Raw genomic sequence first — 17,979 nt, 5'->3', positions numbered from 1 at the left:
CATCCCCGGCCGCGCCGCCGCACGACACCCCGTACGTCGCCGGTGTTCGACGTACGGGGTGTCGTGCATTAGTGTCTCGAACAGTAGTTCGGAGTTGCGTGTCGGCGAGGGGAGAGTGGGCAGGGTGAGGATGGTGCCGGCGTGCGGGTGATGGGCGTCGACCCCGGGCTGACGCGCTGCGGCATGTCCCTCGTCGAGGGCGGCACGGGGCGGAAGGTCACGGCTCTGGACGTGGACGTGGTGCGCACGCCGTCGGACCTTGACCTGGCCCGGCGGCTGCTGCTTGTGGCGGACGCCGCCGAGTACTGGATGGACACGCACAAGCCGCAAGTGGTGGCGGTGGAGCGTGTGTTCGCCCAGCACAACGTGCGTACCGCGATGGGGACGGCGCAGGCGGGGGGAGTGGTGGCGCTGGCGGCGGCGCGCCGGGGCATCGACGTGTGCTTCCACACCCCCAGCGAGGTCAAGGCCGCGGTCACCGGCAACGGCACCGCGGGCAAGGCGCAGGTCACGGCCATGGTCACGCGCATCCTGGGATTGCAGAAGCCGCCGTCGCCCGCGGATGCCGCGGACGCGCTGGCGCTGGCCATCTGCCACTGTTGGCGGGCGCCCATGATCGCCCGGATGGCGGAGGCGGAGGAGCGGGCGCGCGAGCAGGAGAAGGCTTTCAAATCGCGGCTGGCCCGGGAGCGGCGTGCGCGGCGGCAGGCGGGGGCGCAGCGGTGATAGTGGTGCGGCGGTGACGGGGCGGCCGCGCGGGGCGTTCGGCCGCGAGCGGACGGTGCCGCCGGGCGATGGATGGACAGTCTCGACGAGTGATGAAGGGGTGACGGGCGCGCGATGATCGACTCGGTGCGCGGCGAGGTGCTGCACGTGGGCCTCGACCACACGGTGATCGACGTGGGCGGCCTGGGCTACCGGGTGCACGCCACGCCCGCCACGCTGGGCGCGCTCCGGCGGGGTGAACAGGCCGCGCTGACCACCACGTTGGTGGTCCGCGAAGACTCGATGACGCTCTACGGGTTCGACGGCCCGCCGTCGCGCGAGCTGTTCGCCCTGGTGCAGACGGTATCCGGGGTGGGCCCGCGCCTGGCGATGGCGATCCTCGCCGTGCTGGAGCCGGATGCACTCTCCGCCGCGTTGAGCGCTGAGGATGTCAAGACGCTCACGCGGGTGCCGGGCATCGGCAAGCGCACGGCGGAACGGATGATCGTCGAGCTGCGCGACAAGGTGGCAGCGGTGTCCGGCCCGGCGCCCGCCGGGATACCGGGCGCACCGGAGCCTGTGCTGTCCGGCGTGCGCGAGCAGGTGGTGGACGGCCTGGTGGGGCTGGGCTTCCCTGTCGCCGGGGCCGAGCAGGCCACGGACGTGGTTCTCGCCGAGTCCACCGGCGCCCCGGGTGCGGAGGACGTCTCTGCGGTGCTGCGCAGCGCGCTGTCCAAGCTCGGGCGCGCGCGATGAGCACGGACGGATACGGGTACGGATCCGATGCCGGTGCATACGATGCCGGGAGCTTTGACGACGAGGCCTTCGACAACGGGGCGGCCGGGGATTCAGCGTTCAACGGCGGGGACGCTCCGGGAGGATTCGCCGATGGCGACGAGACGATGCGCGCGACGATGATCTCCGGCGACGGCGACACCGATTCGGGGCTGCGTCCGAAGACGCTCGACGACTTCATCGGCCAGCCGCGCGTGCGCGAACAACTGCACCTGGTGCTCTCCGGCGCCATGAAACGGGCCGTCACGCCGGACCACATCCTCCTGTCCGGTCCGCCGGGCCTGGGCAAGACGTCGCTGGCCATGATCATCGCCACAGAGCTGGGTACGTCGCTGCGGATGACCTCCGGCCCGGCGCTGGAGCGGGCGGGCGACCTGGCCGCCATGCTGAGCAACCTGGTCGAGGGCGACGTCCTCTTCATCGACGAGATCCACCGCATGGCCCGGCCCGCCGAGGAGATGCTGTACCTGGCGATGGAGGACTTCCGTGTGGACGTGGTGGTGGGCAAGGGGCCCGGCGCCACGTCGATTCCCCTGGACGTGGCGCCGTTCACCCTGGTGGGGGCCACCACGCGGTCCGGGGCACTGACGGGGCCGCTGCGCGACCGGTTCGGCTTCACCGCCCACATGGACTTCTACGAGCCGGGCGAACTCGAGCACGTCCTGCGGCGATCCGCCACCATCCTCGGGGTGGACCTGCAGCCGTCGGCGGCGCGGGAGATCGCGGGCCGTTCGCGCGGCACGCCCCGCATCGCCAACAGGCTGCTGCGCCGGGTGCGCGACTACGCGGACGTGCGATCCGACGGCACGGTCACCCTGGCCGTCGCACGGGCGGCGTTGCAGGTCTACGACGTCGACGAGGCCGGGTTGGACCGGTTGGACCGGTCGGTGCTGGCCGCGCTCGTCCGCAGCTTCCGCGGGGGCCCGGTCGGCGTCGGCACGTTGGCGGTGGCGGTGGGGGAGGAGTCCGGCACCGTCGAGGAGGTCTGCGAGCCGTTCCTGGTGCGGGCGGGCATGATCGCGCGGACGCCCCGAGGCCGGGTCGCCACCGCGGCCGGCTGGCACCATCTGGGGCTCACGCCGCCGGAGGGGCTCGTGTACGGCGGGATTGAGGTGCGGCCCGCCGAGTGATCCGGCGGTACCGTGGCGGCGCGCCTATGCCGCAGGTGGCACACTGGTGGTTCGTGCGATCACGCGCACGAAGTGACGTTTCGAGAGTTGGGCGAGGTCGATCGCGTGGACGGAATCATTTTCATTCTCATCCTTCTGGTGCTCATGGTGCCGTTGTTCTTGACGACGCGCCGCCAGAAGAAGGCGATGCGCCAGACGCAGGAGACCCAGGCGAACCTCGCTGTCGGCGACGAGGTGATGACCACCTCGGGCATGCACGCTGAGGTCACGGACCTGCAGGAGACCACGGTCGATCTCGAGATCGCGCCCGGCGTCGTCACCCGCTGGGAGCGCATCGCCATCCGTGAGCGCCTCACCGGCGACACGGCCGAGGACGCGGACGCCGGATACGACCGGTCCGACGAGGACGACGTGCAGGACGGGTTCACCGAGGACGACATCGAGGGCTTCTCCGCGGACGACCTCACGCCTGAGGACTTCGCGGGCGACGCGCAGGACGACGGGGCACGCCGCGGATCGGACCGGGGCCGTCGCGATGGCGACGCGGCCGAATCGTGACAATCTGACCGGAGGCGCAACGCGGATCACCCCCGTGGCGGGACAGTCGAGTAGATTGCCACAGGGGTGTCCGCCGATGCGCAGCCGTGGGGCGCGTCCGGTTCGGTAGGGGGGAACCGGGGCGCGGCATGCCCCGGCACAACCACACCAACACCGTTCCACCGACACCACCGAGGGGATTCGCGCGTCGTGGCGAAAAAATCCGGGCAGTTCCATCCCGCCCGCTACCTTGCGTTGTTCGGCGTCATCGTCGCAGTGCTGTACGCGCTCGTGTTCTTCACGGGCGACCGCGAGCCGACGCCTCAGCTGGGTATCGACCTGCAGGGCGGGACGTCCGTCACGCTCACCGCGCGCACGCCGGACGGCAGCAGCCCCAGTGATGAGAGCCTGGACCAGGCGCGCAAGATCATCGAGTCCCGGGTCAACGGCCTTGGCGTCTCCGGTGCCAGCGTGGTGGTGGACGGCGACAACATCGTCATCACCGTTCCCGGTAGCGACGGCGAGGCCGCCAAGAGTCTCGGGCAGACGGCCAAGCTGACGATCCGCCCGGTCCTGCAGTCGCAGCCCATCGGCGCGGCCGCCGGAGCGCAACCCGCCCCCGCGAATCCCGCTGCCCCCGCGGCACCGCCCGCGCCGGAGAACCCGGCCGCGCCGTCCGTGCCCGCGTCGGGATCATCCGGCGGGGCGCCGGCCCAGTCTGACGGGGCGCCCGCCCCCCAAAACCGCGTTTACCCGCTCGCCGCGCCCGGCGACGAGTCCGCTCCGGCGTCCGGCGAGAACGCCCCGGCCCCGACTCCGGCCCCGGCAGGGGGCGACGTGTCGACCGCGCCGGGCACGTCGACACAGTCTCCGGCCGAGGCTGCGTTGACGGACAAGGCCCGTGAGGAGATCGAAGCCGCCAAGAAGACCCGGCAGAGCACCGACCCTGCGGTGCAGCAGCAGTCGATGAGCGACCTCGCGGCCACCGGGTGCGTCGGGGAGGACCCGCTGCGCGGCAACGACGACCCGGCGCTGCCGCTCGTCGCCTGCAACGCCAACGGGCAGGAGGTGATGCTGCTCGGCCCGGCCATCATCAAGGGCGAGCAGATCTCCAACGCTCAGTCGCAGTTCGACCAGCAGCAGGGCGGCTACATCGTCTCGCTGGAGTTCAAGCCGGACGCCAGCCAGGTGTGGGCGGATTTCACCCGCGAGAACCTGCAGAAGCGCGCCGCCTTCGTCCTCGACACCGAGGTGATCAGCGCACCGGTCATTCAGGGCGTCACGCCCGCCGGCAGCGCGACGTCCATCTACGGCAACTTCTCGCAGTCCGAGGCGCAGTCGCTGGCCAACCAGCTCAAGTACGGTTCGCTTCCGCTGTCGTTCTCGCAGTCCGACGCCAAGACGGTCTCGGCCACACTGGGGCTCTCCTCGCTCAAGGCCGGCCTCATCGCCGGTCTGGTCGGTCTGATCCTCGTGCTGCTGTACTGCCTGGCCTACTACCGCGTGCTGGGCGTGCTGATCTCTCTGTCGCTGATCCTGTCCGGCATCCTCGTCTACGCTCTGCTGGTGCTGCTCGGCAGATCGATCGGATACAGCCTGGACCTCGCGGGTATCGCGGGTCTCATCATCGGCATCGGCACCACGGCCGACTCGTTCGTCGTCTACTTCGAACGAGTCAAGGACGAGATACGCGAGGGGCGCAGTTTCCGCTCGGCGGTGCCGCGTGGATGGGCGCGCGCACGCCGCACCATCCTGTCCGGCAACACGGTGAGCATCATCGGCGCGGCGGTGCTGTACTTCCTGGCGATCGGCGACGTCAAGGGCTTCGCGTTCACGTTGGGCCTCACGACGATCCTCGACCTCGTCGTGGTGTTCCTGGTGACGCACCCGCTGCTGCACATCGCGTCCACCAAGGCGTGGGCGGCGAACCCCCGCTGGAACGGACTCGGAGCGATGTCCGACGTGGCCCGCGAACGCAAGGCGGCGGCTATGGCCGCGGCTGCGAAGGAGAGCTGAGATGGGCGAGAACACCACCGCGGCGGTCAAGACCCCGCCGCCGTCGAGTGGGGGCCGGGGGTTCTTCGCCAGGCTCTACACCGGCACCGGCGCGTTCCGGATCATCCCGCGGCGCAGGCAGTTCTACATCGTCACCGGCGTCGTGGTGCTCGTGTGCGTCCTGAGCATCGCCATCCGCGGGTTCACCTTCGGCATCGACTTCGAGGGCGGGTCGCGCATCACCTTCCCCACCACCTCGCAGACCACCACCAGCGAGGTCTCGGACGTGTTCGAGGACACCATCGGCAACGAGCCGGTGTCGGTGCAGACGGTCGGCTCAGGCGGGTCGGCGTCGATCCTCATCCAGGCGGAGACGCTGAGCGTGCCGCAGTCCGTGGAGCTCCGGCAGGCACTGTTCGACGCGTTCCAGCCCGTGGGGGCGGACGGCGCGCCCACGATCGACACGATCGGCGTCTCGGCCGTCAGCTCCACCTGGGGCGGAGAGATCACGAAGAAGGCGATCTTCGCCCTCGTCGTCTTCCTGGTGCTGGTGGGGGTGTACATCGCCATCAGATTCGAACGCGACATGGCCTTCGCTGCACTGCTGGCGGTGCTGTTGGACCTGATCGTCACGTCCGGCATCTACTCGCTCGTCGGATTCGAGGTGTCGCCGGCGACGGTCATCGGTCTGCTGACGATCCTCGGCTACTCGCTTTACGACACGGTGGTGGTCTTCGACAAGGTGGAGGAGAACGTCGAGGGGTTGTTCCACCAACGCAGACGCACCTATGCGGAGCAGGCGAACCTGGCGGTCAACCAGACGCTCATGCGCTCGATCAACACCTCGCTCACCACGATCTTGCCCATCCTCGCGCTGATGGTGATCGCGGTGTGGATGCTCGGCGTGGGCACGCTCAAGGACCTGGCGCTGGTGCTGCTCATCGGCATCACCGTGGGCACCTACTCGTCCATCTGCACGGCCACGCCGCTGCTTGTGACATTCAAGAAGATGCACGCGAGGATCAAGGGACACAACAAGAAGGTCTTCGAACGGCGCGCCCGCGCCGAGGAGCGCGCCGCGACGGCCGCCCACATCGCAGCCGGTGAGGCCGAAGACTCCGCCGATGACGCCTCCGCCGATGACGCGGGCGGCGGCGCGGACGCAGGCGATGCCGATGCGGCAGGCGGCGACAGGCCGCGGGCGGGCGTACCCGGCACGGCGACGAAGCCGCGCCCCGGGGCGCGGCCGTCATCGAAGCGGCGGAAGCGGCGCTGATCGTGCGGGCGCGGCGGCCGGTGCGGGCACTCGCGGCGCTGGTGGCGGCCGGCACGGCGATGGGCCTGGTCGCGTCGTGCACATCGGGCGGATCGCCTGCCGCGGGTATCGGATACGTCATCGACGGCGCGGTGCCCACCTACAACGTCTCCTCCACCACCGGTGCGAGTTCCGCGGCGCGGCAGGCGTTCGTCCGGGTGCAGACGGGCTTCAGCTACCCGGGGCCGCACGGCGAGACCATCGCGGACACCGACTTCGGCACGGTCACCCCGGTGCCCGGCGACCCGTCCAGCATCCAGTACCGGATCAACCCGGCGGCACAGTACTCGGACGGGGCGCCCGTCGTCTGCGACGACATGGTGCTGGCCTGGGCGGCGCAAAGCGGGACGTTCACCTTTCCCGGCGCGGACGGCGCCCCGGTCCCGCTCTTCGACGCGCCGGTAGATCCGGCGATGGCGCAGATCGCCGCGATCGACTGCGAGCCGGGCGGCCGCGACGCCGTCGTGCACTACGAGGGTGACCGCGCCGTCACCGGCTGGCGGTCGGTGTTCGGGGCCACGAGCATGCTCCCGTCGCACGTCGTCGCGCAAGGGGCTGCGGGGATCGACCCCGGGGCCGACGCCGCGGACGAAGACGGGCAGGACGCCGGCGCAGGCGCGCCCCCGGGGCCGGCCGCCGCCGGGGTGGACATCGTGCGGGCGGTGCAGGACAAGGACCTCGACGTCCTGCGGACCGTCGCGGACTACTGGAACACCGCCTTCGCGCTGACTCCGGGCAGGGTGGACCCGGACGTGTTCGTGTCGTCGGGCCCGTACCGGCTGGACTCGGTGGACGAGGACGGCAGCATCGAACTCGTCGCCAACGCGTCATGGTGGGGGGACAAGGCCCGCACCGAGCGGATCGCGATCCACCCGCGCAACGCGTCGGTGAACACCCTCGCCTCCGACGGTGAGATCGAGGTGGTCGGCGCCGGCGCCGGCGCCAAGCAGGCCATGGAACTGGGCGACGGCTACACGACAACAGTGCACGCGACCGATGACGTCGAGCAGCTCATCTTCGCCGACCGCGGGCCGCTGGCCACGTCCGCGGCCCGCCGCGCGGTGGCAGCGTGCGTGCCGCGCGGGCGGATCGCCGCCGAGTTCGCGCCGGACGTTTCTGCACCGGACGGCCCGACGCAGGAGAGCGCGGCACCGGACGCCGCATCGCCCGACACGGGTCCAGCGGGCACCCCGCCGGTGCAGAACTCGCGCAGCACCCTTCCCGGCACGCTCGCCTACGGATTCGTCGCCGGCACCGCGGGAGGCGGGTTCATCGAACCGGACGTGGCGGCCGCGCAGGCCGCGCTAGACGAGGCCGGCCTGGACGGGCTCACGGTGCGCGTCGGATACCTGGCACCGGATGCGCGCCGCGCCGCCGTGGTGGCGCTGATGGCGAAGGCGTGCGCGCCGGCCGGCATCCAGATCCACGATTCCGGCGCGGCCGGGTTCACCCCGCAGGCGCTCACGGACGGCACGGTCGACGCGGTTCTAGGCGGCACGGGCGGGTCGCAGGCGGGGCCGCCGCGCGGACCGGCGACCCCGGTGGCCCGGCTGGCGGCGCTGACCACCGGCGCGTCAGGCAACATCGGCGGCTTCTCCCACGGCCGCTTCGACGAGATCGTCGCGCAATTGCAGGTCACCCCGGAGGGCGCCGACGCCCTGGGCCTGACCCACGAGGCCGAGCAGATCCTGTGGGACGAGATGCCGACACTGCCGCTGTACCGCACGCCGCGGCAGACCTCCTTCGTCGGTGGCCTGCACGCGGGGGCCCCGACGACATCATGGGCGGGCGCCGGGTGGAACATGGACCGGTGGATGGTACTGAATTGACAGCCCCGGAACCGCTCGATGCGCGCGCGGAGGTGGCGGCGGCGGTCGAGGGAATCCGGCGGCTCGCCCGGCACGTTTCCGACTTTCCCCAGCCGGGGGTGCTGTTCACCGACCTGACACCCGTGTTCGCGGACGGTCCGGCGCTCCGTTCGATCATGCGCGCGCTGGCCGCGCCGGTGGCGGGCCGGGTGGACCTCGTCGCCGGCATCGACGCCCGCGGTTTCCTGCTGGGCGCCGGCGTGGCCCTGGAATTGGGCACCGGCGTCCTGGCGGTGCGCAAGAAGGGCAAGCTGCCCCCGCCGGTGCACGGCGAGGAGTACGCCCTGGAGTACGGCAGCGCCGCGCTGGAGGTCCCGGCGGAGGCGATCGAGCTCGCGGGGCGCCGCGTGCTGGTGGTCGACGACGTGCTGGCCACCGGGGGCACGCTGCGGGCCTCGGTGGATCTGCTCGAGCGCTGCGGCGCCATCGTGGAGACGGTGGCCGTGGTCGCCGAGGTGCCGGGGCTGGGCGGCCGGGAGCGCCTCGACGGTGTGGGACTGCACTGCCTGACCACGGTCTGAGCGATAGAGTCGTGGCAGCACGACGATCCGGTGGGCAGGAGGTGGCCTCGTGGGCAAGAAGGTCGATTCCGGCGTGACAGCGTCGCGGCCGGACCATGCCGCGAGCCGGTCCGGTACCACTGGTTCCGGCGACGCGAAGGACCAGGCGGGCGCGATGGGTTCGACGGAGACTGCGGGTGCGGCGAGGCACGGGAGCGCACGCACCTCCGGTGCGGCGGCGGAGGCCGGCCAGGCCGGGGCGCCGGCCGCCTCGCAGGGTTCCGGGGTCTCGGCGTCCGCCTCGCGCCGGGTGCGGGCGCGGCTGGCCCGGCGCATCACCGGCCAGCGTCACGCGGCCGTGGCGCCGGTGCTCGAGCCGCTGGCCGCACTGCACCGGGAGGTCTACCCCAAGGCGGACTTCTCGCAGCTGCAGCGCGCCTACGACGTGGCCGCCGAGCGGCACGCCACGCAGATGCGCAAGTCCGGGGACCCGTACATCACCCATCCGCTGGCGGTGGCCACGATCCTCGCCGAGCTGGGCATGGACACCACCACGCTCACCGCGGCGCTGCTGCACGACACCGTAGAGGACACCGGCTACACCCTCGAGCAACTCACCGCCGAGTTCGGTGAGGAGGTGGCGCACCTCGTCGACGGCGTCACCAAGCTGGACAAGGTGGACTTCGGCGCGGCGGCGGAGGCCGAGACCATCCGCAAGATGATCATCGCCATGGCGCGCGATCCGCGCGTGCTGGTGATCAAGGTGGCGGACCGGCTGCACAACATGCGCACCATGCGGTTCCTTCCGCCGGAGAAGCAGGCGCGCAAGGCCAAGGAGACGCTCGAGGTCATCGCGCCGCTGGCGCACAGGCTGGGCATGGCCACGGTCAAGTGGGAGCTCGAAGACCTCGCCTTCGCCATCCTGCACCCCAAGAAGTACGACGAGATCGTGCGCCTGGTGGCCGACCGCGCCCCGTCGCGCGACACCTACCTGGCCAAGGTGCGCTCCATGGTGAGCCGCAACCTGGTGGCCTCGCGCATCCAGGCCGTGGTCGAGGGCCGGCCCAAGCACTATTGGTCGATTTACCAGAAGATGATCGTCAAGGGCCGCGACTTCGACGACATCCACGACCTGGTGGGCATCCGGATCCTGTGCGACGAGGTGCGCGACTGCTACGCCGCCGTCGGCGTGGTGCACTCGCTGTGGCAGCCGATGGCCGGGCGGTTCAAGGACTACATCGCCCAGCCCCGCTACGGCGTCTACCAGTCGCTGCACACCACCGTGGTGGGCCCCGAGGGCAAGCCGCTGGAGGTGCAGATCCGCACCCATGAGATGCACCGGACCGCCGAATTCGGCATCGCCGCCCACTGGCGGTACAAGGAGCTGCGCGGCAAGAACGGCGCCAAGGCGGGCAAGGAGTCCTCCGAGCTCGACGACATGGCGTGGATGCGTCAGCTTCTGGACTGGCAGCGGGAGGCGGCCGACCCGGGGGAGTTCCTCGAATCGCTGCGTTACGACCTGGCGGTGCGCGAGATCTTCGTTTTCACCCCCAAGGGCGACGTGGTGACGCTGCCCTCCGGCTCCACCCCGGTGGACTTCGCCTACGCCGTGCACACAGAGGTGGGCCACAAGTGCATCGGCGCCCGCGTCAACGGGCGCTTGGTGGCGCTCGAGCGGCAGCTGGAGAACGGCGAGGTGGTCGAGGTGTTCACCTCCAAGGCGCCCAACGCGGGGCCCAGCCGCGACTGGCAGAATTTCGTGGTCTCGCCGCGCGCCAAGGCCAAGATCCGGCAGTGGTTCGCCAAGGAGCGCCGCGAGGAGTCCCTCGAATCGGGCAAGGAGGCCATCAGCAAGGCCGTGCGCCGCGAAGGCCTGCCCCTGCAGCGGATCATGAACGCCGACTCGATGGCCGCCGTGGCCAAGGAGCTGCGCTACCAGGACGTGACGGCGCTGTACACGGCGGTGGGCGAGCACCAGGTGTCCGCGCAGCACGTGGTGAGCCGGCTGATCGCGCACTTCGGTGGCATCGGCGACGTGGAGGAGGAGCTGGCCGAGCGCTCCACCCCGTCGACGGTGCCCGCGCACAAGCCCGCCAGCAGCGACACCGGCGTACTGGTGACGGGCATGGAGGGGGTGATGACCAAGCTGGCCAAGTGCTGCACCCCGGTGCCCGGCGACGAGATCATGGGCTTCGTCACCCGCGGCGGCGGCGTGAGCGTGCACCGCGTCGACTGCACCAACGCGTCGTCGCTGCGCGAACAGGCCGACCGCATCCTCGAGGTGTCCTGGTCGCCCACTTCGTCGTCGGTGTTCCTGGTGGCGATCCAGGTGGAGGCACTCGACCGGCACCGGCTGCTGTCAGACGTCACCAAGGTGCTCGCGGACGAGAAGGTCAACATCCTGTCCGCCGCGGTCACGACCTCGGGCGACAGGGTGGCGATCAGCAAGTTCACCTTCGAGATGGGCGACCCGAAGCACCTGGGCCACGTGCTGGCCGTGGTACGCAACGTCGAGGGCGTCTACGACGTCTATCGGGTGACCTCGGCGTCGTAGGACTGGCCCGCGGGGGGCGTGGCGCGCGCGGACGGGGTCGTGCCTGATGGGGGAACGTCACCCGGCGGGCAGGACGATGGCGCGCAGCATCACCGGCTCCAGCGGGTGGCCGTCGCCGGGGGACGAAGCGCCGTCGGTGTCCGCGGCCGCGATCGCGTCGAGCACCGGAAGGGACGCCGCGTCGACGCGCCCCAGTACGGAGTAGGTCGGCGGCAGCGGGCTGTCCCGGTACACCAGGAAGAACTGGCTGCCGCCTGAATCCGGCACCCCGTGGTTGGACAACGCCACCGTGCCGCGCGGATACACGACCATGCCGCGTGCGCCGGGCGCGGTTGCGAGCCCGGAGGGCGGCTCGTCCTGCACGGCGTAGCCGGGGCCGCCTGCCCCGGTGCCCGTCGGATCGCCGCACTGCAGCAGGAACACGGTCGCCGGAGGGGTGGTGAGACGGTGGCATGGGGTGTGGACGTAGAACTTCTGGCGGGCCAGCGATACGAGGCTGTGCACGGCGCACGGGGCCGACGCGCGGTCCAGGGTCACGCCGATCTCGCCGGCGCTGGTGCGCAGCGTCACCGGGAGCGTGCCGGTGGCGGGCACGCCCAGGCTTTCCGGGCGTTCCACCGGGCGCGCGGGGGAACCGGAGTCCGGGTACGAACAGGAGACGCCGGCGGGCTGTCCCTCCGTGCCGCCCGCCGGGCCTGTGGCGTCTGGCGCAGCCGGGCCGCCCGACGAGCACGACGCAGCGAGCACGGAGGCGGCGAGGATGGTCGCGGCCACGGAGGAAGCGGCCGGTACGGCCGGCGGACGGGGCCGACGTGCGCGACGCCGGGGCACCGTGCGCATCGCGGCTCCTTCCGTCGCAGGGCCCGCGGGCGGCGGCAGTGGGCGGTGGCGGCCCGCACTCGCAGGCGGTCCGGGGTCGAGCGGCCCCGCCGAGCAGCATAGGCTTGAGAACCGGGACCCCGTCGGGCAGCACGCCGCAGGGCGGCCCGCAGAACGTCGGCCGGCCGGCCGCAGCGAGAGGAGGGCGCCGTGCTCATCACCGGATTCGCCGCCGGAATGTTCCAGACCAACTGCTACCTCGTCGCCCCCGGCGACGGCGGCGAGTGCGTCGTCGTCGACCCAGGACAGGACGCGGTGGAACCGTTGCGCGAGGTGCTCGCCCAGCACGGCCTCACGCCCGTCGCGGTCCTGCTCACCCACGGGCACCTGGACCACACCTGGTCGGTCGCGCCGGTGTGCGCGGAATTCTCCGTCCCGGCCTACATCCACCCCGAGGACCGCCACATGCTGGCCGACCCGGGCCGCGGGATGGGCCCGGGCATGGCGCAGATCATCGGCGACGCGGAGTTCGTCGAGCCCGACGAGGTCATCGCGCTGGCGCAGGGAGACCACCTCGAGCTCGCCGGCCTGGAGTTCGACGTGCTGCACACCCCGGGGCACACGCAGGGCTCCGTCGACTTCCTCACCACCGCGCAGACCGGGCAGGGCCCGGTGCCGGTGGCGCTGACCGGGGACACGCTCTTCGCCGGCTCCATCGGACGCAGCGACCTGCCCGGCGGCGACCACCAGCAGTTGCTCGATTCGATCGCCGCGCGTCTGCTGCCGCTGGACGAGCAGACGGTGGTGCTCCCCGGCCACGGCGGCCAGTCCACCATCGGGCGCGAGCGCGCCACCAACCCGTTCCTGGCAGGCTTGAGCGTCGGCTGAACCGGCCCCGCACCCACGACCACATCCACGAAAGGCGCTACGCCACAGTGAGCTCGAGCAGCATCTTCCGCGCCCCCAAGGGGATCCCCGACTATTATCCGCCGGACTCGGCCGCGTTCACGGCGGTGCGCGACGCGCTCACCGGTGCCGCGCGGCTGGCGGGCTTCGGGCATATCGAGCTGCCGATCTTCGAGGACACCGCGCTGTTCGCCCGCGGCGTGGGGGAGTCCACGGACGTGGTGTCCAAGGAGATGTACACCTTCGACGACCGCGGCGACCGCTCGGTGACGCTGCGCCCGGAGGGCACCGCCGGGGTGATGCGCGCGGTGATCGAACACGGGCTCGACCGCGGCGCGCTGCCGGTGAAGCTGAGCTACGCGGGCCCGTTCTTCCGCTACGAGCGCCCGCAGGCCGGCCGGTACCGGCAGCTGCAGCAGGTGGGCGTGGAGGCCATCGGCGTGGACGACCCGGCGCTGGATGCCGAGGTGATCGCCGTGGCGGACGCCGGCTTCCGCGCGCTGGGACTCAGTGGATTCCGCCTCGAGATCACCTCGCTGGGCGACGCGCAATGCCGGCCGCGCTACCGGCAGGCGCTGCAGGATTTCCTGTTCGCTCTGCCCCTGGACGAGGAGACCAAGCGCCGGGCGGAGATCAACCCGCTGCGCGTGCTCGACGACAAGCGCACCGACGTGCGCGCCATGACCGCCGACGCGCCGCTGATGCGCGATCACCTGTGCGAGGCGTGCAAAGCGCACTTCGACCGGGCGCTGGGGCACCTGGAGGCGATGGGCGTGCCCTACGAGATCAACCCGCGGATGGTGCGCGGCCTCGACTACTACACCAAGACCACGTTCGAGTTCGTGCACGACGGCCTGGGCGCGCAGTCCGGGATCGGCGGCGGCGGCAGGTACGACGGGCTGATGGCGCAGCTCGGCGGCCAGGAACTGTCCGGTATCGGGTTCGGCATCGGCGTGGACCGCACGATGCTGGCGCTGCAGGCCGAGGGGATCGCCGTCGCCGGCGCCGACGCGTGCTGCGAGGTTTTCGGCGTGCCGCTCGGTGAGGATGCCGCGCGCACGATGGCCGTGCTGGGCCGCGATCTGCGCGCCGCCGGGGTCCGGGTGGACATGGCCTACGGGGGCCGCGGGCTCAAGGGTGCGATGAAGGCCGCCGACAAGTCGGGCGCGCGGCTGGCGCTGGTGCTGGGCGAGCGCGACCTGGAACAGGGCGTCGTCGGCGTCAAGGACCTGTCGACGGGCGAACAGTCGCCGGTGACGCTCGGCGACGCCGTGACCGAGGTGCGTGATCGCCTTGGGTGACGGCGCCGTCAACGTCAACCTGGTCGCGCCCGCGGAGGTGCGGCCCAAGCTGCAGCGCCTGCTGCTCATCGCGGTGGGTGTCGGCGTGATCCTCGGCATGTTCTTCGGGATCAACTTCAGCTGGTGGGCCGGCGTGATCGTCGCGCTGGTGATCGCGGTGCCGCTGGTGGTCATCGCCGTCGCCGGGATGCGACGAAACCAGTCGATCGACGGCACGGTGCTCACCTCGCGGTCCGGACCCACCCGAGTGGTGGACCTGGCCACGGCGGATTCGGTGACGATCACGGTCAATCGGTCGCGGGTGGACCAGGCGATGCTGCGCGCCGACAACGTGGCCGTGACCCTCGCGGTGTATTCGGGGGAGCGGGGCCGCGAGCTGCCCATCGATGCGGTGGCGGCGCTGGAACGGGGGCTGCGCGCGGCCGACACGCTCGCGCGCCACGAGGTGATCGAGCCCCGGGCGGACGACGCGGCGGCCGACGCCGGTCCTGGGGACGGTCGCGCGGACGGTCCGGCCTCGCTGACAGAGCTCGCCGGACTGCTCAAGGCCCACCTGCGCGCCGAGGCGATGGGTACGCCGCTGGCCGAGCGGCCTCTGCACAAGGCGATCCAGGCGACCGGGGCCGGGCACGCGGGGACGGCGGTGACGAGCGCGCAGGTCCGGGAGATCACGGAGTAGTTCCGGCGGCGGACCCGCCGCCACGCTTGACAGGGATGCCAAACAACTGTTCGACTGTGCACATGCGGTGGATCGAACAGACGCTCGATGTGGATGACGGGGCGCTGCCGGGGCTCGGACGGGCGGGGCTGGTGCGCACCGTCGCCACGCCCGAGTTCGAGGGGGTCACCTTCCACGAGGTGCTGTGCAAGAGCGCCCTGACCCAGGTGCCGGAGGGGGCGCGGCTGCCGTTCCGGTGGACCGTCAACCCCATGCGCGGATGCCTGCACCAGTGCCGGTACTGCTTCGCCCGCCCCACGCACGAGTACCTGGATCTGGACGCGGGGAAGGACTTCGACACCCAGATCGTCGTCAAGATGAACGTCGCCGCCGTCCTGCGCCGGGAACTGGCGCGGCGGTCCTGGCACGGCGAGCCGGTGGCGCTGGGCACCAATACCGACCCCTACCAGCGCGCGGAGGGGCGGTACCGGCTCATGCCGGGTATCATCCGCGCGCTTGCCGGTTCCGGCACCCCGTTCTCCATACTCACCAAGGGCACGCTGCTGCGCCGTGATCTTCCGCTGCTCGCAGCGGCCTCCGAGCGGGTGGACGTGTCCGTGGCGGTGTCGCTGGCCATGCTCGACCCGTCGGTGCAGAAGGCCATCGAGCCGGGCACTCCCTCGCCGGCGGCGCGCCTGGAGCTGATCCGCGCGGCGTGCCAGGCGGGGTTCACCCCGCACGTGATGGTGGCTCCGGTCATCCCGTACATCACCGACGGGCAGCGCGAGCTCGACGTACTGTTCGCGGCCGTAGCGGCGGCAGGCGCCCGGTCGGTGACGGTGATGCCCATGCACCTGCGCGGCAGCACGCGCGGATGGTTCATGGAGTGGCTGGCCCGCGAGCACCCGAAGCTGGTCGGCCGCTACCGGCGGCTGTACGGGCACGGCGCGTATGTGCCGGTCGAGTACAAGATCTGGCTGCGCGAGCGCGTGACGCCGCTGCTGGACAAGCACGGGCTCGTGAGTGGAGGCAGCGGCGCGCCGGAGCGCGGTGCCGGGCCGGACGGGGGGACGGCCCGTTCAGCGGAGCGTAGCCGCGCGGACCGCGAGCCGGAGCCGATGCTCTTCTGAGTGTGGACCCGTGCCCCGCTGGGAACTCCGGGCCAGAACCGGGAACTCCGGGTGTGGTTCAGGGGAGTCCCGGATGCTCAGGGCACGGCCGCGCGACATCCTGGAGTCGTGACTGGAACGTGCAGGCGCGCGTCGACGAGGAGGCCGAAGTGACATTGTCGAGGAGCCGCGATCAGAAGATGATCGCCGGCGTGTGCGGAGGGATCGCGGAAAACTTCGGCTGGAACGTGAGCACCGTACGACTGGTGTTCGTGCTCAGCTGCTTGCTGCCCGGGCCGCAGGTCCTGCTGTACCTGGTGCTATGGATCGTGATGCCTAAGGAGACGTGATGTGCGATCGTCCATGATGCGCACACGGGCAAGCCCGGCCGTCACGGCCGGGCGAAGCTCAGTTCCACGCAGTCGGATGTGCAGGCGTCCGCCGGCGTCGCGTCGCCCGCCGCCTCGCCGGAACGGTGCAGGATCGCGCGCGCGACGGTGAGGAACAGGCGGTCTTCGGCCACGGAGGCGCGCCCGTCCACGATCAGCGCGCGCCCGCCGGGGTCGGTGGCCGGCCACAGCACGGTGACCTCCGGCCGAGCCTGGGCGTTGGACGTCGATCTGCGTCCGTGCCCGCGCACCTCCAGCAGCCCGGCGGCGAGCCGCGCGGACACCTCGACAACGTGCGGGCGGGCCGCGTCGGAGACGGTGAGCAGGTAGGCGCTGCGATAGCCCGGCAGCGCCTGCTCCAGAGTCGCCGGCGTCGGTTTCGCCGCGGTCCTGTCGGTCATCACGATCCTCCGTCCAAAGATTCAGCGGGGGAGCACCTTGCGCATCTTGTCCATCCACGTGCGGGCCTCATCGGTGAGGGTGCCCAGCTCCTGGGCGCGCTCGCACCAGCGCATAGCCATCTGCGCGAACTCCATCGGGTTGTACACATCCTCCTCCCCGGACCACTTTCCGTCACCCGCATAGGTGTAGATGGAGATGTTGGTGGCTGTGTGCACGGATCCGTCGCCGGGGTCTCGCATCGGATTGTCGACCTCGGCGACGATCCGGCCGCGCTCCTCGTCCACCAGGTACCAGAGCGGCGGGAACTCGGTCATGTGGTTGCCGGGGAACGAGGTCATGGTCTTCACCGACCAGTCGCGCACCTGCTCGCGCGTGGTGAACCGCCCGAAGGCGTGCTCGATGTAGACGACGTCGTCGGTGAACAGGTCGGCAAAGCGTTCCCACTGCCCCGCTTTGTGCAGGTCATCGACCTCGGCGAGGAAAGCGGTGAAGGCGTCGGTCAGTTCGGTCCCCGAAAAATGGCTCATGCCTCCGGACAGTAGTGGAGGAACACCGTGGCTATGAGGATTCCCGAACGGCCGAAGGCTCACGAAGCGCGCGGACGACGCCGGATCGCCTCTGCCTGCCGAGGCGATGCTGACCGCCGGGCGGCGAAGTCATGAACGATGCAGGCGTCCTTTCCCGCGGGATCGCAACGCGGATCGAGGGCTGCCTTCGGTGCGCCGTCGACCCGAACACTCCGTTCGGCTACAACGTTGCCGAACGGGAAATCCGCATGGCCGAACTCCGGCAGAAGGTCTGCGGCGGTGTGCGCACCCTCGCCGGCGTGGAGCACTTCGCCGCGCTACGCAGCGATGTCGCGACGACCGCGATGCGCGGCATCGACGGACTCGACGCGTGACCCGGCTGACCTGCGGCCCCCGGGCGCCCCGCCATCACCTGACCAGTTGCAAGACCGGAGGCGCCGGTGCAAGTGCGGCGCCCCGTTCCTGCGAC

The 17,979-nt window shown here is 71.2% G+C and carries 18 protein-coding genes; 15 read left to right on the top strand and 3 right to left on the bottom strand.

The window, feature by feature from the left end:
- The first annotated feature begins 141 nt into the window (after positions 1–141).
- The 9 genes from ruvC to JJ683_RS03165 all read left to right on the top strand — a co-directional run bounded on the left by ruvC (position 142) and on the right by JJ683_RS03165 (position 11,399).
- Entirely contained in the window at positions 142–726 is a 585-nt protein-coding gene (gene ruvC / locus JJ683_RS03205) for a crossover junction endodeoxyribonuclease RuvC (protein WP_200171222.1), read from the top strand.
- Between the two features lie 114 nt (positions 727–840).
- Complete coding sequence (gene ruvA, locus JJ683_RS03200) at positions 841–1,461, top strand: Holliday junction branch migration protein RuvA (RefSeq protein WP_200171221.1); 621 nt, start codon at positions 841–843, stop codon at positions 1,459–1,461.
- Positions 1,462–1,607: 146 nt separating this feature from the next.
- Entirely contained in the window at positions 1,608–2,630 is a 1,023-nt protein-coding gene (ruvB, locus tag JJ683_RS03195; protein WP_200171259.1) for a Holliday junction branch migration DNA helicase RuvB, read from the top strand.
- A 105-nt stretch (positions 2,631–2,735) separates the two neighbouring features.
- Complete coding sequence (gene yajC, locus JJ683_RS03190) at positions 2,736–3,188, top strand: preprotein translocase subunit YajC (protein ID WP_307810657.1); 453 nt, start codon at positions 2,736–2,738, stop codon at positions 3,186–3,188.
- Between the two features lie 189 nt (positions 3,189–3,377).
- On the top strand, positions 3,378–5,183 hold the full coding sequence (gene secD, locus JJ683_RS03185) for a protein translocase subunit SecD (RefSeq protein WP_200171220.1): 1,806 nt from the start codon (positions 3,378–3,380) through the stop codon (positions 5,181–5,183).
- Between the two features lies 1 nt (position 5,184).
- Entirely contained in the window at positions 5,185–6,438 is a 1,254-nt protein-coding gene (gene secF / locus JJ683_RS03180) for a protein translocase subunit SecF (protein ID WP_200171219.1), read from the top strand.
- 20 nt (positions 6,439–6,458) lie between these two features.
- Positions 6,459–8,306 carry an ABC transporter substrate-binding protein gene (locus JJ683_RS03175; RefSeq protein WP_200171218.1) on the top strand — a complete coding sequence of 616 codons (1,848 nt, stop codon included), beginning with the start codon at positions 6,459–6,461 and terminating at the stop codon, positions 8,304–8,306.
- Positions 8,288–8,866, top strand: a complete 579-nt coding sequence (locus JJ683_RS03170; RefSeq protein ID WP_307810656.1) for an adenine phosphoribosyltransferase — start codon at positions 8,288–8,290, stop codon at positions 8,864–8,866. Before JJ683_RS03175 ends, JJ683_RS03170 begins: the two co-directional genes overlap by 19 nt.
- A gap of 154 nt (positions 8,867–9,020) precedes the next feature.
- Entirely contained in the window at positions 9,021–11,399 is a 2,379-nt protein-coding gene (locus JJ683_RS03165) for a RelA/SpoT family protein (protein WP_200171257.1), read from the top strand.
- Positions 11,400–11,456: 57 nt separating this feature from the next.
- Here JJ683_RS03165 and JJ683_RS03160 read toward each other — a convergent pair whose 3' ends face one another.
- Positions 11,457–12,173: a peptidylprolyl isomerase gene (locus JJ683_RS03160; RefSeq protein ID WP_307810654.1), complete on the bottom strand. Its 717-nt coding sequence runs from the start codon at positions 12,171–12,173 to the stop codon at positions 11,457–11,459.
- A gap of 255 nt (positions 12,174–12,428) precedes the next feature.
- On the opposite strand from JJ683_RS03160, the gene JJ683_RS03155 reads away from it, so the two are divergent.
- From JJ683_RS03155 to JJ683_RS03135, 5 genes are all read left to right on the top strand, one after another.
- The gene (locus JJ683_RS03155; protein WP_200171215.1) at positions 12,429–13,106 is read left to right on the top strand and encodes an MBL fold metallo-hydrolase; all 678 of its coding nucleotides are present in this window, start codon (positions 12,429–12,431) and stop codon (positions 13,104–13,106) included.
- A 47-nt stretch (positions 13,107–13,153) separates the two neighbouring features.
- Positions 13,154–14,425, top strand: coding sequence for a histidine--tRNA ligase (gene hisS, locus JJ683_RS03150; RefSeq protein WP_200171214.1), 1,272 nt, complete (start codon positions 13,154–13,156; stop codon positions 14,423–14,425).
- Positions 14,409–15,104: a hypothetical protein gene (locus JJ683_RS03145; protein WP_200171213.1), complete on the top strand. Its 696-nt coding sequence runs from the start codon at positions 14,409–14,411 to the stop codon at positions 15,102–15,104. Before hisS ends, JJ683_RS03145 begins: the two co-directional genes overlap by 17 nt.
- Before the next feature lie 62 nt (positions 15,105–15,166).
- Positions 15,167–16,213: an Rv2578c family radical SAM protein gene (locus tag JJ683_RS03140; RefSeq protein ID WP_200171212.1), complete on the top strand. Its 1,047-nt coding sequence runs from the start codon at positions 15,167–15,169 to the stop codon at positions 16,211–16,213.
- Positions 16,214–16,362: 149 nt separating this feature from the next.
- Entirely contained in the window at positions 16,363–16,542 is a 180-nt protein-coding gene (locus JJ683_RS03135) for a PspC domain-containing protein (RefSeq protein WP_307810653.1), read from the top strand.
- A 41-nt stretch (positions 16,543–16,583) separates the two neighbouring features.
- On the opposite strand, the gene JJ683_RS03130 is transcribed toward JJ683_RS03135, so the two are convergent.
- Entirely contained in the window at positions 16,584–16,982 is a 399-nt protein-coding gene (locus JJ683_RS03130; protein ID WP_200171211.1) for a pyridoxamine 5'-phosphate oxidase family protein, read from the bottom strand.
- Between the two features lie 21 nt (positions 16,983–17,003).
- Positions 17,004–17,510 carry a nuclear transport factor 2 family protein gene (locus tag JJ683_RS03125; protein ID WP_200171210.1) on the bottom strand — a complete coding sequence of 169 codons (507 nt, stop codon included), beginning with the start codon at positions 17,508–17,510 and terminating at the stop codon, positions 17,004–17,006.
- A 131-nt stretch (positions 17,511–17,641) separates the two neighbouring features.
- Between JJ683_RS03125 and JJ683_RS03120 the strand changes: the two genes are divergently transcribed.
- The gene (locus JJ683_RS03120; protein ID WP_200171209.1) at positions 17,642–17,884 is read left to right on the top strand and encodes a transposase; all 243 of its coding nucleotides are present in this window, start codon (positions 17,642–17,644) and stop codon (positions 17,882–17,884) included.
- Positions 17,885–17,979: the final 95 nt, after the last annotated feature.

It is taken from the genome of Tomitella cavernea, from assembly GCF_016599145.1.
GTDB lineage: Bacteria > Actinomycetota > Actinomycetes > Mycobacteriales > Mycobacteriaceae > Tomitella > Tomitella cavernae.
This window is presented reverse-complemented; position numbering and strand designations above follow the sequence as displayed.